This window comes from Kitasatospora purpeofusca, assembly GCF_036010405.1.
Lineage (GTDB): Bacteria > Actinomycetota > Actinomycetes > Streptomycetales > Streptomycetaceae > Kitasatospora > Kitasatospora purpeofusca.
The window spans coordinates 4,229,025-4,243,496 of record NZ_CP108561.1; the positions used below are offsets into that span (position 1 = coordinate 4,229,025).

The following is a 14,472-nucleotide window of genomic DNA, read 5'->3' on the forward strand; positions in this document are numbered from 1 at the left end:
GCATCAACTTCGTTACTTGGCCTTCTCGAGGATCTCGACGACGCGCCAGCGCTTCGTCGCGGACAGCGGGCGGGTCTCCGCGAGGAGGACCCGGTCGCCGATGCCGCAGGCGTTCGCCTCGTCGTGCGCCTTCAGCTTGTTCGTACGGCGGATGACCTTGCCGTACAGAGCGTGCTTGACGCGGTCCTCGACGGCGACGACGACGGTCTTGTCCATCTTGTCGCTGACGACGAGACCCTCACGGGTCTTGCGGAAACCGCGCGTCTCGTTGGTGTTCTCAGTCATCAGGCGCTCTCCACCGTCTCGATGCCCAGCTCGCGCTCGCGCATCAGGGTGTAGATCCGCGCGATGTCCTTACGGACGAGCTTGAGCCGTCCGTGGTTGTCGAGCTGCCCGGTCGCCGCCTGGAAGCGGAGGTTGAACAGCTCCTCCTTGGCCTCACGGAGCTTGGCAACGAGACCCTCGTTGTCCAGCTCGCGAAGCTCAGCAGCCTTGGTGCCGGCCGACATCAGCTCTCACCTGCCTCGCGCCGGATGATCCGGCACTTCATCGGGAGCTTGTGAGCTGCGCGGGTCAGCGCCTCACGAGCCACCTTCTCGTTGGGGTACGACAGCTCGAACATGACCCGACCCGGGTGCACGTTCGCGATCCACCACTCGGGCGAACCCTTGCCGGAACCCATGCGGGTCTCGGCCGGCTTCTTGGTGAGCGGACGGTCCGGGTAGATGTTGATCCAGACCTTGCCGCCACGCTTGATGTGACGGGTGACGGCGATACGAGCGGACTCGATCTGCCGGTTCGTCACGTAGGCCGGGGTAACGGCCTGGATGCCGTACTCGCCGAAGGCGAGCTCGGTGCCACCCTTGGCAGCGCCGCGGCGCTTGGGGTGGTGCTGCTTACGGTGCTTGACCCGACGGGGGATCAGCATGACGGTCAGGCCTCCGTTCCGGTGTTCTCGGCAGCCGGAGCCTCGCTGCCCGAAGCCGCGGGGGCCTCGGAAGCGGCGGGACGACGGCCGCGGCCACCGCGCTCGCCACCACGGCGCTCGCCACCGCGGGCGGGACGACCACCCTCGGGACGGGCCGGGCGGTTGCCCGAGCGGGCAGCGGCGTTCTCAGCGCGGACCTCGGCGATGTTCTTGACGTCGCCCTTGTAGATCCAGACCTTCACGCCGATGCGGCCGAAGGTGGTCTTGGCCTCGAAGAAGCCGTAGTCGACGTTCGCACGAAGGGTGTGCAGCGGCACACGACCCTCGCGGTAGAACTCCGAACGGCTCATCTCGGCGCCGCCGAGACGACCGGAGCACTGGACCTTGATGCCCTTGGCGCCGGACTTCATGGTGCCCTGCATCGACTTGCGCATGGCACGGCGGAAGGAGACGCGGGAGGACAGCTGCTCCGCGACGCCCTGAGCCACGAGCTGGGCGTCCAGCTCGGGGTTCTTGACCTCGAGGATGTTCAGCTGGACCTGCTTGCCGGTCAGCTTCTCGAGGTCGCCGCGGATGCGGTCGGCCTCGGTGCCACGGCGACCGATGACGATGCCGGGGCGGGCGGTGTGGATGTCGACGCGGACGCGGTCGCGGGTGCGCTCGATCTCGACCTTGGAGATGCCGGCGCGCTCCATGCCCTTCGTCATCATGCGACGAATGGCAACGTCTTCCTTGACGTAGTCCTTGTACAGCTTGTCGGCGTACCAGCGGGACTTGAAGTCCGTGCTGATGCCGAGGCGGAACCCGTGCGGGTTAACCTTCTGGCCCATTACCGGGTCCCTTCCTTGCTGCTGACGACCACGGTGATGTGGCTGGTCCGCTTGCGGATCCGGTAGGCGCGGCCCTGGGCACGCGGGCGGAACCGCTTCAGGGTCGGACCCTCGTCAACGTACGCCTCGCTGATGACGAGGTCGTCCACGTTGGAGTGGTTGTAGTTGTGCGCGGCGTTGGCAATGGCGCTGTCGAGCACCTTGCCGACCGGCACGGTGGCGGCCTGCGGAGCGAAACGCAGGACGGCCTGGGCCTCCGTGGCCGGCAGGCCACGGATGAGGTCCACCACGCGGCGGGCCTTCATGGGCGTGACGCGGATGTACCGCGCCTGGGCCCTGGCTTCCATGGTTGTCCCCTTAATGGAGTAAGTCATTGAGTCGGTCTGGCGGTGAAGCTCAGGCGACTAGCGACGCTTCGACTTGCGGTCGTCCTTGACGTGGCCGCGGAAGGTGCGGGTCGGAGCGAACTCGCCCAGCTTGTGGCCGACCATCGACTCGGTGACGAACACCGGGACGTGCTTGCGACCATCGTGAACCGCGATCGTGTGGCCGAGCATGGCCGGGAAGATCACGGAGCGACGGGACCAGGTCTTGATGACGTTCTGGGTACCCGCCTCGTTCTGCGCGTCCACCTTCTTGAGAAGGTGGCCGTCGATGAAGGGGCCCTTCTTGAGACTGCGCGGCATCTGACCTGCTCCTAGCGCTTCTTGTTGGTCTTGCGGCGGCGCACGATGAGAGCGTCCGACGCCTTCTTCGGGCGACGGGTACGACCCTCCTTCTGGCCCCACGGCGAGACCGGGTGGCGACCACCGGAGGTCTTACCCTCACCACCACCGTGCGGGTGGTCGATCGGGTTCATGGCCACACCACGCACGGTCGGGCGAACGCCCTTCCAGCGCATACGGCCGGCCTTGCCCCAGTTGATGTTCGACTGCTCGGCGTTGCCGACCTCGCCGACGGTCGCGCGGCAGCGCGCGTCCACCAGGCGGATCTCGCCGGAGGGCATGCGCAGGTGCGCCATCTTGCCCTCACGCGCCAGCAGCTGGATGCCGGAGCCGGCGGAGCGGGCCAGCTTGGCACCGCCACCGGGACGCAGCTCCACCGCGTGGATGGTGGTACCGACCGGGATGTTGCGCAGCGGCAGGTTGTTGCCCGGCTTGATGTCGGCGCCAGCGCCGTTCTCGATCCGGTCGCCCTGCGTGATGCCGCGCGGCGCGATGATGTAGCGCTTCTCGCCGTCCGCGTAGTGCAGCAGCGCGATGCGCGCGGTGCGGTTCGGGTCGTACTCGATGTGCGCGACCTTGGCCGGCACGCCGTCCTTGTCGTGACGACGGAAGTCGATCACACGGTAGGCGCGCTTGTGCCCGCCACCCTGGTGGCGAACGGTGATCCGACCGGCGTTGTTACGGCCGCCCTTGCTGTGCAGGGGGCGAACCAGCGACTTCTCCGGCGTGGACCGCGTGATTTCGACGAAGTCGGCCACGCTGGAGCCACGGCGGCCCGGCGTAGTCGGCTTGTACTTGCGGATACCCATTTTCGTCCTCGTCTTGATCGACGATCACGGCCTCCGTCAGGAGGTCGGACCACCGAAGATGTCGATGCGGTTGCCCTCAGCCAGCGTCACGATGGCGCGCTTGGTGTCCTTGCGCTTGCCAAAACCCGTCTTGGAGCGCTTGCGCTTGCCCTGACGGTTGAGCGTGTTGACGGACTCGACCTTGACCGAGAAGACCGCTTCGACGGCCTGCTTGATCTGGGTCTTGTTGGCACCGGGCGACACGACGAACGTGTACTTGTTCTCGTCGAGGAGCGAGTAGCTCTTCTCCGAGATAACCGGCTTCACCAGGACATCACGGGGGTCCGTGAACGTCTTGCTCGTGATCTCTGCAGCCATCAGGCGGCGCTCCCTTCGAGCTCGCCCTCAGCAGCAACGGCCTTGGCGGACGCGGCGGGACCCGCCACGAAACGCTCGAAGGCGGCCTGGGTGAAGACCACATCGTCGGAGACGAGCACGTCGTAGGTGTTCAGCTGACCGGCGTCCAGGATGTGCACGTGCGGCAGGTTCCGGGCGCTCTTCAGACCCAGCTCGTCGGCGCGCTCGACGACGAGGAGGATGTTCTTGCGCTCGGTGATCTTGCCGAACAGACCCTTGGCGGCCTTGGTCGACGGCGCCTCGGCCGCGATCACGTCGGTGACGACGTGGATGCGGTTGTGGCGGGCCCGGTCGGTGAGCGCGCCACGCAGAGCGGCGGCGATCATCTTCTTCGGGGTCCGCTGCGAGTAGTCACGCGGCACGGGACCGTGCACGACGCCACCGCCGGCGAACTGCGGCGCACGGGTCGAGCCCTGACGGGCGCGGCCGGTGCCCTTCTGGCGGTACGGCTTGCGGCCGCCACCGCGGACCTCGCCACGAGTCTTGGTCTTGTGGGTGCCCTGACGGGCCGCAGCGAGCTGCGCCACGACGACCTGGTGCATCAGCGGAACGCTGACCTTCGCGTCGAAGATCTCGGCCGGCAGCTCCAGGCTGCCGGTCTTGTCGCCCGAGGGCGACAGGATGTCAATGGTGCTCATATCCTTCACAGCCCCTTCGCCGCGGTGCGGACGAGGATGAGGCCGCCGTTCGGGCCCGGGATCGCACCCTTGATAAGGAGCAGACCCTTCTCCGCGTCAACCGCGTGCACGGTCAGGTTCTGGGTGGTCACACGCTCGTGACCCATCCGGCCGGCCATCTTCAGGCCCTTGAACACGCGGCCCGGGGTGGCGCAGCCACCGATGGAACCGGGCGAACGGTGCTTGCGCTGCACGCCGTGACCGGCGCCGAGGCCCCGGAAGTTGTGGCGCTTCATGACACCGGCGAAGCCCTTGCCCTTGGAGGTGCCGGTCACGTCGACCTTGACACCCGCCTCGAACAGCTCGGCGGTGATCTCCTGGCCCAGGGTGTACTCGGACGCGTCCGAGGTACGGAGCTCGACCAGGTGGCGGCGCGGGGTGACACCGGCCTTGGCGAAGTGGCCCGCGAGGGGCTTGTTCACCTTGCGGGGGTCGATCTCGCCGAAGCCGATCTGGACGGCGTCGTAGCCGGCCGGGCTGTCGGCGGTGTGGACCTGGGTCACGACATTGGGCCCAGCCTTGACGACGGTCACCGGAACGACCCGGTTGTTCTCGTCCCAGACCTGGGTCATGCCGAGCTTCTCGCCCAGGATGCCCTTAATCTGCTTAGCCATCTTCGGTGCGCCTCTCAGAGCTTGATCTCGATGTCGACGCCGGCCGGCAGGTCGAGACGCATCAGCGAGTCAACCGTCTTCGGCGTGGGGTCGAGGATGTCGATCAGACGCTTGTGAGTGCGCATCTCGAAGTGCTCGCGCGAGTCCTTGTACTTGTGCGGCGAGCGGATGACGCAGTACACGTTCTTCTCAGTGGGCAGCGGCACCGGGCCTGCGACCTGCGCACCAGTACGGATCACCGTCTCGACGATCTTCTTCGCCGAGGAGTCGATGACCTCGTGGTCGTAGGCCTTGAGCCGGATGCGGATCTTCTGTCCCGCCATGGCTACCTTGTAGTCCTTCTGTCAAGTCGCTGCACGACCCTCCTCCGACCCCCGCGCTCGGGCGTGTCGCACTCGCGCTTGCAAAAAACCGGCGATTGACTCGTCGGTTTCAAACTTTGGGGAAAAAGGGGGGCCGGGCTGATACCCCGCACACGCTTCCCGGAAGATTCCCGTACTTTCGCCCCGCAGCTGCCGTGGCGTAACACACACGCTTGACGGCCATCACGGGAACGACGAGTAGATGGGACTCGCTTCCGGTCCTCCCGGCGGGAGGCGCGCAGCATCGGCACTCAACCGAGCAACTTGGACATACTGCCACAGGTGGGAGCCGGAAAGCCAATCGGGGCCGGTGAGGCATCCTGCCTCACCGGCCCCGGTCGGGGACGCACCGCGCTGACGGCTCAGCCCTTGCGCCAGAGCACCCATTCCTTGTTCTGGTCGTACTTCGCCAGCTGCCAGCCGGCCGGCGAGGACGGCCAGCTCTCCTCGGGCTCGACGTCCTTGTAGAGCCGGAGCAGCACCGCGTTCGCCGAGCCCTGCGGCTCGTTGCCGGCCTTGACGTTGTTGGTCCAGACCCGGCCCTCGTAGATCTCGAACGGGAGCGACATCCGGATGCTCCAGTCGAGGTCCCAGTCCATGATGACGTTGTCGGTCTTCTTCAGACCGGCGTCCTTGACGATCCCGACCGCTTCCCACTTGCGGTACTTGTAGTGCGGCTGGGCGATCTGGTCGGTGATGGTGAGCGTCGCGAACGTCGCGAAGAGCGCCACGCAGAGCGTCACGGCCCAGACCACCCGCTGCCCGCCGGCGAACCTCAGCAGCAGGCAGGCGCCGAGCACCAGGAGCGCGGCCAGCGTGGTGCGGCCCATGTGGAGGCCGTCCCACTGCGAGGCCAGGAACTGCGCGTCCGGGACGCCCCACGGGATCACGTACCGCTTGAGGTCGCTTCCGGCGTAGCCCAGGACCACCTGGCCGAGCGCGAGCGTGAGCACCGCGGCGCCGGCCGCCAGCCGGGCCAGCCGGCCGGCGGTGAAGCGGTACAGCGCGGCGAAGCCGACCGTCAGGAATATCGGGACGAGCGGCGCGACGTACCGGGCGTACACCCAGTTGTCGACCCGGTTGTCCGAGGCCGGGAGCCCGGCCGCCGAGGCCAGCGCGATCCCGCACAGCAGGGCCACCATGCAGAACCCGACCACCCGGTCGGCGAGTTCGAACCGGCGGCCGAACACGGCCACCACGCAGAGCACGAAGGCGACCGCGCCGAAGCCCCACGACGAGGTCATGAAGTACCAGAGCTGGCCGGAGAACCGGGTGAGCGTGGTGCCGATCAGGTCGCTGTTGGTCAGGTTGTCGATCACCTGGGTGCCGACCGTGCTCGGCGCCTCCTTGAACTTGCCCTCGACGTAGATCGCCAGGGCCTTGGAGAAGCCGACGCCCACGGCGAGCCCGCCCAGGCCTGCGAGCGAGGCCAGCCGCTGCACCCAGCCGAAGGCCAGCACGACCAGCATCACCGCGGCGGTGACCGCCACGACCACACCGCCCCGGTCGTGGGTGGCCATGGCGTACCCGGCGGCGAGGCCGGTGCCGGCCGCGTACAGGGCCCGGCGCCGCAGCGTGCCCGGCGAGAGCCAGCTGTGCATGGCCAGCAGCCAGCAGAGCAGGATCACCGGGAAGACCGTGTCCGACATCACGAACTGGGAGTAGAAGATCACCGGTGGCACCAGGGCCACCGCGGTGCCGACCGCGAACGCGAGCCCGCGGCCCAGACCGAGGCGCCGGGCCGCCAGGAACACCAGCGGGAACACCAGCGCGTTGAGCAGCCCGTTGATGCCCATGATCATGTGGTACGCGCTGGCGGCGTTGTTCGCGATCAGCAGCGCCGGGGTGAGCAGCAGCGGATAACCGCCGGGAATCACCACGCCGACGGGCATCTCGGTGGTCGGGTGGCCCGCCAGCACGCGCGCGATGACGAGGTAGGAGTCCTCGTCCGCGTGGACCGACGGGTAGTAGTTCTCGACCGACAGCGAGAGCCGGAACGCCACCTGCGCGGCGTACCCCGCCAACAGCGCGGCGGGCCAGAACCAGCGCAGTGCCGTGAGCGCCCGCAGCCGCTCGACGACCGGGTGTACCGCCCGGTCGGCCGGACCGGCGGGCGCCGGACCTGGCCGTGTGTCCGTCCCGCCCTCTGCGGCGACGGCTGTGCTCTGATCCACGGGTGTCTCTCCTAGGTGTTCTCACCGGAAGACGGCACCGCCAGGCATCTCGGCCGGCGGACGCGCGCGGTCCGAAGCTACTGGCGAAAACGGGTCTCCGCTGCGTTCTCCGAAGCCAAGGTACCGGGTACGGATCGCGAACCGCTCCGGCGGAAGCGGCCGCCGCCGGCCGGACCAGGACGGGGCCGGCGGCCCTACCTCCTGGCCCAGGCCTCGCGCAACGGGGTGCACTTGCCCTCGGGGGCATAGCGCGGGCACCCTCCGCCGGGTTGTTCCGTGGTCTGGGCGACCCACGTCAACGTGCCCCAGGAGCCGTCCTGTCGGGGCATGAAGCGGTCCACGGTCGCCGAGCCCGCCATCGAGAAGAAGAAGGCCAGCGCGCACAGCACCGCTCCACTGGTCCGCAGGGCCGGGACCGGCCCCTTGCGTCCCCCGATCAGAGCGAGCGGCGACCGGCCGGTGAGCTTCTGGCTGACCAGGTAGCCGGCCATCCCGCACAGCACGATCGCGCAGTACAGCAGCTCCGCCGAGGTGCGCGGGTACAGCTGGACGAGCTGGTCCCGCTCCATGTGGGAGGCGAACCAGTAGCGCAGTCCGAAGGCACCGAGCATGCACAGACCGGCCACCTGGACCACCGGCAGCGTCGGCCCCAGCCAGAGGGCGACGCCGAGACCGGCCACGAGCAGCAGCGCGAAGACACCGACCCCGCCGAGCTCCCCGGGGAGCGGCCAGACCGCCGTGGCGAACTGCCCGGGCTGGTCGCCCTGCCACATCGCGAAGTAGGCCGGGTCGACGAAGGTGTCGAAGTACATGTACGTGTCCGGCGTGCCCGCCATGCCCAGCAGTCGGACCAGGTAGCTGCCGCTCACGGCGAGGAAGACGGCCGCCGTGGTGCCCAGCATGGCGGCCGCCCTCAGCAGGGGGGTGCGGCCCTCCTTGCCGAGCCGGAAGAGCAGCAGGGCCAACGCGGCGAGTGCGCCGGGCGCCGACCAGACGAACCAGCCCGAGTACCAGAGGAACAGCGCCGACAGGCCCAGCCCGTACCCGGCCCCGGTCAGCAGCAGGGTCCGGGTGGTCATCGCCCGTGCCCCCAGCAGTCCCGCCATGAACTTGGCGAGGACCGGGATCAGCATGATCAGGACGATGTCGACGTACGGTTTGGCGGCGTGCACGATCGGGAAGACCGAGACCACGCCGATCCCCAGGGACCAGAGCGGCGGCAGGAGCATCCGCCAGGCCAGGTACGCCGCGGGCCCGGTGAGCGCGATCAGGACCAGGCCGAGCACCTTCAGGGCCGCGCCGGGCCGGTCCGGGTGGAAGAGCTCGGTCCACCAGGTCAGCAGGTGCGGGAAGAGCGGCGGGTAGACGCCGGAGATCGGCCGACCGTTCTGGATGTCCGCGACCCAGAGCTGGAGCTGGCCGGCGTCACCGAGCACGCCGTTCGGCGGCAGGGCGGTGCCGCGCAGGGTGACCGCGACACCACCCGCGTAGAGGCCGGTGGCCAGGCCGGCCAGAGAACAGCAGGCCAGCCGGAGGGCCAGCGGACGGGACAGCCGACGACTGAACGCCCACCAGAGGAGTGCCAGGACCACGAATACGGCGATGAATCGGAGTTGGAGGCCGGCGAGGCCGCTGACCTGCCCCACCCGCTGCATCGGATTCACGTCGATCGACATGCAGAGCTTGGTGAACCCGAGGGCCACCACCGCCCCGGCGCCGAGCTCCACTCCTGCCAGGCACAGCCTCCTGGGCAGGCGTATTCGAGGCCCGTCGGCCTGTACTGACATGTCTCCTTGTTCTCCAACCGACTATCGGGCGCTACGGATCCGTCGAAGTCCCCCCGGGACCCGGGCCCTTCAGCGCGGCAGAACCTTCTCCGACCCGGCCCGCAGCTGCTCCGCCTCGTCGCCGAACCGGTCGTCGTTGACCCGCTGACCGTCGTTGACGGCGACGGTGCGGGCGAGGTCGGTCAGCTTCTTCTCCAGCGAGCGGAACCGCATGAAGGTGTTGAGGGTCATGAACGCCATGCCCACGACGAGCAGGTAGAGCACCAGGTCGGTGCCGCGGCCCACGCCGAGCTTGTTGGCGATCCAGGTGACGTCCTGGGGACGCAGCACCGCGTACACGTTGGCCACCACGAAGGCGAAGAACGCCATCCGCTTCCAGGCCCGGGTGTGCGCGGCGTCCCAGCGGCGGACGAAGGCGAGCACGAGGACGCCCGTGCCGACCATGAGCAGCAGCTGGATCCAGATGTACTTCACTTGCGGCCACGCTCCCTGAGCGAAATGTCGAAGAGGATGTTGACGCCGTTGATCAGCGACTGACCCTTGGAGCGGGAGTACTCGGTGTACAGGATGTCCACCGGCACCTCCATGACCCGCAGGTCCGAGGCGGCCAGCATGGCCACGATCTCGGAGGCGTGAGCCATGCCGTTCATCGTGATACGGAGCTGGGAAGCAGCCTTGCGGTTGATCACCCGCAGGCCGTTGTGCGAGTCCGTGAGGTTGAGCTTGCGCGCGGTGGGGCTGATCGTCGCGGCGGTCCGCAGGACCACGCGCTTGATCCACGGCACCTCACCGGTCTGCTCGATGAAGCGGGAGCCGAGCACGACGTCCGCCTCGTCGGCACGCAGCAGGGCCACCATCTTCTCGACGTCAGGGGTCTGGTGCTGACCGTCCGCGTCGAAGGTGGCGAAGTACTTGGCGCCGGGCTGCCTGAGCGCGTACTTGAAACCGGTCTGCAGTGCGGCGCCCTGGCCGAGGTTGACCGGGTGCTGCACCAGGTGGGCGCCGGTGGTCATGATGGTCTCGGCCGAGTCGTCCGTGCTCCCGTCGTCGATCACGACGATGTTCGGGAAGATCTTCCGGGCGTTCTCGATCACGTCGGCGATGACGGTTCCCTCGTTGTAGGCGGGAATCACCAGCCATACGTCGTCATAGTCGGACATCAAGACTCCATGCCGCAGCCGGCGGCCGCGAGTTTCGGGGTGCGAAGGGGAACGGGGTGCGGGTTCCGACGTCGGCGCGCCGTCGCGCCGGAGGTCGTCACAGCGAATCCACCATTGAGGGAGTGGCGGCTTCGTCAGCCCGGGACCGAACGTGCGGGGGCCGACGCAGGAACGTGAGCCAGACCGCCGCGACCATGCACGCACACGCGGCCAACGAACCCATAGTGTAGGCGAGGCAAACCCGGGTCGCGACGGCCCCAGGTACCAGTGTGGTCACGACCAATCCAACAGTTCCCAACGCCCAGCCGAGCAGTTGGAGACGGTGGCGGTGCAGGACCAGCAGCGCCTGGCCGAGCACCATCGCGAGCATGTAGCAGAGCGTGCCGGCCGACATCCAGAGGAAGTCGAGCGAACCGAGCACGTCGTCCGCCTTGAAGAGCACCTGGATGAGCCAGGGGCCCAGGATCGTGGCGGGGATGCCTCCCGCGACTCCCAGCACGACGACCACGCCGCAGGTGCGTGCCAGCAGCTTCGAGAAACCGGCCCGGTCCCCGGCGGCTGCCGCGCTCGCCAGCCCGGCCAGCAGTGACGCCTGGAGCGAGCCGAAGACGAACAGCGGCACCCGGGCGAGGACCACGGCGTTCAGCAGGCCCGCGACCAGCGCGGCGTCGTGCGGCGCGAGCAGCTGGGTGGAGACCACCGCGGCGTTGACCACGACCTGCGAGAGCAGGGTGGAGGCGACCAGCGGGGCGAGACCCGAGCCCAGCGCGCCCCAGCCGATCGGCGGCCCGGCCGTGAGGCCGGCACGCAGCGGCTTGAGCGTGGCCACCACGGCCACCAGCGGCGCGACGGTGAGGACGAGCGCGAAGGCCAGCGGCGAGCGGACGTCCGCCAGCGCGCAGCCGACGGCCAGCGCGATGCGCAGCGCGCCGTCCACCGCGAGCTGCGTGCCGTACGCGCCGAACCGGTTGAGGCCCGCGAGCACGCCGCGGGTGACGTTGCCCGCGGCCATCGCGACGAACGCGGCGGCGAGCGCCGCGACCATGCCGCGACGCCCGTCGAAGAAGGTGTCGGCCAGCGGTCGGGCGGCGACGGCCATGCCGACGGTCAGCACCGCCAGCACGACCGCGGCGACCACCAGGATCCGTCGGACGACCGGCCCCGCACCCTGGCCGCCGACCACTCGGGCGGCCACGATCCGGGTGAGCTCCTGCTCGATCGGGAAGAAGAGCCCCAGCCCGACGGACATCAGGATCGTCCAGAGCAGCGAGACGGAGGCCATCTGCGGCTTGCCGAGGCTGTAGCCGGCCGCCATGAGATGGACGTAGGAGGCGGCGCCGAGGAGCACCGTCCCCCCGATGACCAGCTGGGTGCCCGGGGGGAGGGCGCCGAGAGCCTTGGCCAGCGCGGAACGGCGCTCCGGCGCCTTGCTGCCCTGGTCGTTCACGACTGCTGCGCGGCCCTCACCTTGAGCGGCTCCCACCAGGCGCGGTTCTCGCGGTACCAGGCGATGGTCTCGGCGAGGCCGTCCTCGAAGCGGACCTGCGGCTCGTAGCCGAGCTCCTCGCGGATCTTGCTGATGTCGATCGAGTAGCGGAGGTCGTGGCCCTTGCGGTCCTCGACGTACTCGACCATCTCCCAGCCCACCCCGGCGGCCTCCAGCAGCAGCCCGGTGAGCTCCTTGTTGGTGGCCTCGGTGCCGCCGCCGATGTTGTAGACCTCACCGGCGCGGCCCTTGCGCAGGGCGAGGTCGATGCCGCGGCAGTGGTCGGAGACGTGCAGCCAGTCGCGGACGTTGCCGCCGTCGCCGTACAGCGGGACCTTCTTGCCGTCGATCAGGTTGGTGGTGAAGAGCGGGATGACCTTCTCGGGGAACTGGTACGGCCCGTAGTTGTTGGAGCAGCGGGTGACCACGACGTCCATGCCGTGGGTCCGGTGGTAGGCCAGCGCCAGCAGGTCCGAGGCCGCCTTGGAGGAGGAGTACGGGGAGTTGGGCGAGAGCGGCCACTCCTCGGTCCAGGAGCCCTCGGTGATGGAGCCGTAGACCTCGTCGGTGGAGACGTGGACGAAGCGGCCGACGCCGTGCTTGCGGGCCGCGTCGAGCAGCACCTGGGTGCCCACCACGTTGGTCATGACGAAGGGGCCGGCGCCCGCGATCGAGCGGTCCACGTGCGACTCGGCGGCGAAGTGCACCACCGCGTCGTGGCCCGGCATCGCCGCGTCGACGGCGTCGACGTCGCAGATGTCGCCGCGGACGAAGGAGTAGCCGGGGTGATCGGCGACCGGCGCGAGGTTCTCCTCGACGCCCGAGTAGGTCAGCTTGTCGAAAACGGTGACACGAGCCGCGGGGTCCCCCGCCAGCAGCGCGCGCACGAACTGGGAACCGATGAATCCGGCGCCGCCGGTGACGAGGATGCGCATAATGCGGCTGAGTATAGTGCGCGCGCGCAGCGCCCATCGCACCAGGTGCCCCGGGCCGGAACGGCCCGGCACCGCCTGGTTGCCGCCCGGTTACCCGGGCCACGTAAGGTGTGCGCCATGCGCGGCATTCTTCTTGCGGGCGGCACCGGTTCCCGCCTCTGGCCCCTGACCCGGGCCGTTTCCAAGCAGCTTCTCCCGGTCTTCGACAAGCCGATGATCTACTACCCGCTTTCCACGCTCATCATGGCGGGGATCCGCGAGATTCTGATCATCACCACTCCGCAGGACCGTGAGCAGTTCGAGCGGCTCCTCGGCGACGGCTCGCAGCTCGGCCTCGACCTGCAGTACGCCGTGCAGGAGCGGCCGGAGGGCATCGCCCAGGCCTTCGTCCTCGGCGCCGACTTCATCGGCGACGAGCCCGTCGCGCTGATCCTCGGCGACAACATCTTCCACGGCAGTGGCCTCGGCACCCGGCTCGCCCAGCGCACCGACCCCAATGGCGGCATGGTGTTCGCCTACCCGGTCGCCGACCCGACCGCCTACGGCGTGGTGGAGTTCGACGAGGCCGGCCAGGTCATCTCGATCGAGGAGAAGCCGGAGACGCCCAAGTCCCGCTACGCGGTGCCGGGTCTGTACTTCTACGACAACCGCGTGGTGGAGATCGCCCGCAGCATCACCCCGAGCGCCCGTGGCGAGCTGGAGATCACCGCCGTCAACGAGGCGTACCTGAAGGAGGGTGAGCTGCAGGTCACCGTCCTGGACCGCGGCACCGCCTGGCTGGACACCGGCACCTTCGTCTCGATGGTCCAGGCCTCGGAGTTCGTCCGGGTCATCGAGGAGCGCCAGGGCTTCAAGATCGGTTGTGTCGAGGAGGCCGCCTGGCGGGCCGGGTTCCTCACCTCCGAGCAGCTGCGGGAGCTCTCCGAGCCGCTGCTGAAGAGCGGCTACGGCCAGTACCTGGTGGACCTGCTCGACGAGGAGGCCGCGCGATGAAGTTCCGCGAGCTGTCCATCGAGGGCGCCTGGGAGGTCACGCCGCAGCAGCACGGCGACCCCCGCGGGCTGTTCATGGAGTGGTACCGCTTCGACCACCTCTCCGAGGTGGTCGGCCACCCGCTGCGGATGGCCCAGGGCAACCTCTCGGTGTCCGCGAAGGACGTGGTGCGCGGCATCCACTTCGCCGACGTCCCGCCGGGACAGGCCAAGTACGTCAGCTGCGTGCGCGGCGCGGTGCTCGACGTCATCGTCGACCTGCGGGTGGGCTCCCCCACCTTCGGCCACTCGGAGTTCGTCCGGCTCGACGACGTGGACCGTCGCTCGGTGTACATCTCCGAGGGCCTCGGCCACGGCTTCTGCGCGCTGACCGACGACGCCACGCTGTCCTACGTCTGCTCGGAGACCTACAACCCGACCGGCGAGCACGCGGTGCACCCGCTGGACCCGGACCTCGCGATCGAGTGGCCGACCGACGCGCCCCAGTTGTCGGCCCGCGACGACGCCGCGCCGACGCTGGCCCAGGCCCTGGAGACCGGCCTGCTGCCGGACTACGAGGAGTGCCTGCGGTTCCGCCGGTCGCTCAGCGGTCAGTAG

Annotated in this window: 19 protein-coding genes; 2 read left to right on the forward strand and 17 right to left on the reverse strand. The window is 68.9% G+C overall.

Features of this window, described 5'->3' with window-relative positions; translation table 11 throughout:
* Positions 1–12: 12 nt before the first annotated feature.
* From rpsQ to rfbB, 17 genes are all read right to left on the reverse strand, one after another.
* Positions 13–285 (reverse strand): 30S ribosomal protein S17, encoded by a 273-nt coding sequence (gene rpsQ, locus OG715_RS18600; protein ID WP_030055826.1) that lies wholly within the window; start codon positions 283–285, stop codon positions 13–15.
* Positions 285–509 (reverse strand): 50S ribosomal protein L29, encoded by a 225-nt coding sequence (gene rpmC, locus OG715_RS18605; RefSeq protein WP_030393300.1) that lies wholly within the window; start codon positions 507–509, stop codon positions 285–287. Before rpmC ends, rpsQ begins: the two co-directional genes overlap by 1 nt.
* Complete coding sequence (gene rplP / locus OG715_RS18610; protein ID WP_030055824.1) at positions 509–928, reverse strand: 50S ribosomal protein L16; 420 nt, start codon at positions 926–928, stop codon at positions 509–511. Before rplP ends, rpmC begins: the two co-directional genes overlap by 1 nt.
* A 5-nt stretch (positions 929–933) precedes the next feature.
* A complete protein-coding gene (gene rpsC, locus OG715_RS18615; RefSeq protein ID WP_266269905.1) occupies positions 934–1,758 on the reverse strand; it encodes a 30S ribosomal protein S3 in 825 nt (274 codons plus the stop codon).
* On the reverse strand, positions 1,758–2,105 hold the full coding sequence (gene rplV / locus OG715_RS18620; RefSeq protein WP_030055822.1) for a 50S ribosomal protein L22: 348 nt from the start codon (positions 2,103–2,105) through the stop codon (positions 1,758–1,760). Before rplV ends, rpsC begins: the two co-directional genes overlap by 1 nt.
* A gap of 57 nt (positions 2,106–2,162) precedes the next feature.
* Positions 2,163–2,444: a 30S ribosomal protein S19 gene (rpsS, locus tag OG715_RS18625; RefSeq protein ID WP_030055821.1), complete on the reverse strand. Its 282-nt coding sequence runs from the start codon at positions 2,442–2,444 to the stop codon at positions 2,163–2,165.
* An 11-nt stretch (positions 2,445–2,455) separates the two neighbouring features.
* Complete coding sequence (rplB, locus tag OG715_RS18630; RefSeq protein ID WP_030393297.1) at positions 2,456–3,292, reverse strand: 50S ribosomal protein L2; 837 nt, start codon at positions 3,290–3,292, stop codon at positions 2,456–2,458.
* A gap of 36 nt (positions 3,293–3,328) precedes the next feature.
* Complete coding sequence (gene rplW / locus OG715_RS18635; RefSeq protein WP_030393296.1) at positions 3,329–3,649, reverse strand: 50S ribosomal protein L23; 321 nt, start codon at positions 3,647–3,649, stop codon at positions 3,329–3,331.
* Positions 3,649–4,326, reverse strand: a complete 678-nt coding sequence (gene rplD, locus OG715_RS18640) for a 50S ribosomal protein L4 (protein ID WP_266269906.1) — start codon at positions 4,324–4,326, stop codon at positions 3,649–3,651. The genes rplW and rplD overlap by 1 nt, the downstream gene beginning before the upstream one ends.
* A gap of 5 nt (positions 4,327–4,331) precedes the next feature.
* Positions 4,332–4,979: a 50S ribosomal protein L3 gene (rplC, locus tag OG715_RS18645; protein WP_266269907.1), complete on the reverse strand. Its 648-nt coding sequence runs from the start codon at positions 4,977–4,979 to the stop codon at positions 4,332–4,334.
* A 14-nt stretch (positions 4,980–4,993) separates the two neighbouring features.
* The gene (gene rpsJ / locus OG715_RS18650) at positions 4,994–5,302 is read right to left on the reverse strand and encodes a 30S ribosomal protein S10 (protein WP_012785157.1); all 309 of its coding nucleotides are present in this window, start codon (positions 5,300–5,302) and stop codon (positions 4,994–4,996) included.
* Between the two features lie 401 nt (positions 5,303–5,703).
* Positions 5,704–7,515, reverse strand: coding sequence for a hypothetical protein (locus OG715_RS18655; RefSeq protein ID WP_266269908.1), 1,812 nt, complete (start codon positions 7,513–7,515; stop codon positions 5,704–5,706).
* 194 nt (positions 7,516–7,709) lie between these two features.
* Positions 7,710–9,302 (reverse strand): hypothetical protein, encoded by a 1,593-nt coding sequence (locus tag OG715_RS18660; protein WP_266269909.1) that lies wholly within the window; start codon positions 9,300–9,302, stop codon positions 7,710–7,712.
* A gap of 69 nt (positions 9,303–9,371) precedes the next feature.
* On the reverse strand, positions 9,372–9,776 hold the full coding sequence (locus tag OG715_RS18665; RefSeq protein ID WP_266269910.1) for a DUF2304 domain-containing protein: 405 nt from the start codon (positions 9,774–9,776) through the stop codon (positions 9,372–9,374).
* Positions 9,773–10,462 carry a glycosyltransferase family 2 protein gene (locus OG715_RS18670; RefSeq protein ID WP_266269911.1) on the reverse strand — a complete coding sequence of 230 codons (690 nt, stop codon included), beginning with the start codon at positions 10,460–10,462 and terminating at the stop codon, positions 9,773–9,775. The genes OG715_RS18665 and OG715_RS18670 overlap by 4 nt, the downstream gene beginning before the upstream one ends.
* Before the next feature lie 97 nt (positions 10,463–10,559).
* Entirely contained in the window at positions 10,560–11,909 is a 1,350-nt protein-coding gene (locus OG715_RS18675; protein ID WP_266269912.1) for a polysaccharide biosynthesis protein, read from the reverse strand.
* Positions 11,906–12,883, reverse strand: coding sequence for a dTDP-glucose 4,6-dehydratase (gene rfbB, locus OG715_RS18680; protein ID WP_266269914.1), 978 nt, complete (start codon positions 12,881–12,883; stop codon positions 11,906–11,908). The genes OG715_RS18675 and rfbB overlap by 4 nt, the downstream gene beginning before the upstream one ends.
* Positions 12,884–13,000: 117 nt before the next feature.
* Here rfbB and rfbA point away from each other — a divergent pair, with 117 nt between their 5' ends.
* Both rfbA and OG715_RS18690 read left to right on the forward strand, forming a co-directional pair.
* Positions 13,001–13,876 (forward strand): glucose-1-phosphate thymidylyltransferase RfbA, encoded by an 876-nt coding sequence (gene rfbA / locus OG715_RS18685; protein ID WP_266269916.1) that lies wholly within the window; start codon positions 13,001–13,003, stop codon positions 13,874–13,876.
* Complete coding sequence (locus OG715_RS18690; protein WP_266269917.1) at positions 13,873–14,472, forward strand: dTDP-4-dehydrorhamnose 3,5-epimerase family protein; 600 nt, start codon at positions 13,873–13,875, stop codon at positions 14,470–14,472. The genes rfbA and OG715_RS18690 overlap by 4 nt, the downstream gene beginning before the upstream one ends.

Coding starts and splice junctions, on each gene's coding strand:
- OG715_RS18670 (WP_266269911.1), bottom strand. CDS start 10,462: ATGTCCGACTATGACGACGTATGGCTGGTGATTCCCGCCTACAACGAG.
- rpmC (WP_030393300.1), bottom strand. CDS start 509: ATGTCGGCCGGCACCAAGGCTGCTGAGCTTCGCGAGCTGGACAACGAG.
- rpsQ (WP_030055826.1), bottom strand. CDS start 285: ATGACTGAGAACACCAACGAGACGCGCGGTTTCCGCAAGACCCGTGAG.
- rplC (WP_266269907.1), bottom strand. CDS start 4,979: ATGGCTAAGCAGATTAAGGGCATCCTGGGCGAGAAGCTCGGCATGACC.
- rpsJ (WP_012785157.1), bottom strand. CDS start 5,302: ATGGCGGGACAGAAGATCCGCATCCGGCTCAAGGCCTACGACCACGAG.
- OG715_RS18690 (WP_266269917.1), top strand. CDS start 13,873: ATGAAGTTCCGCGAGCTGTCCATCGAGGGCGCCTGGGAGGTCACGCCG.
- rplB (WP_030393297.1), bottom strand. CDS start 3,292: ATGGGTATCCGCAAGTACAAGCCGACTACGCCGGGCCGCCGTGGCTCC.
- rplD (WP_266269906.1), bottom strand. CDS start 4,326: ATGAGCACCATTGACATCCTGTCGCCCTCGGGCGACAAGACCGGCAGC.
- rfbA (WP_266269916.1), top strand. CDS start 13,001: ATGCGCGGCATTCTTCTTGCGGGCGGCACCGGTTCCCGCCTCTGGCCC.
- rfbB (WP_266269914.1), bottom strand. CDS start 12,883: ATGCGCATCCTCGTCACCGGCGGCGCCGGATTCATCGGTTCCCAGTTC.
- rplW (WP_030393296.1), bottom strand. CDS start 3,649: ATGGCTGCAGAGATCACGAGCAAGACGTTCACGGACCCCCGTGATGTC.
- OG715_RS18660 (WP_266269909.1), bottom strand. CDS start 9,302: ATGTCAGTACAGGCCGACGGGCCTCGAATACGCCTGCCCAGGAGGCTG.
- rplV (WP_030055822.1), bottom strand. CDS start 2,105: ATGGAAGCCAGGGCCCAGGCGCGGTACATCCGCGTCACGCCCATGAAG.
- rpsS (WP_030055821.1), bottom strand. CDS start 2,444: ATGCCGCGCAGTCTCAAGAAGGGCCCCTTCATCGACGGCCACCTTCTC.
- rplP (WP_030055824.1), bottom strand. CDS start 928: ATGCTGATCCCCCGTCGGGTCAAGCACCGTAAGCAGCACCACCCCAAG.
- rpsC (WP_266269905.1), bottom strand. CDS start 1,758: ATGGGCCAGAAGGTTAACCCGCACGGGTTCCGCCTCGGCATCAGCACG.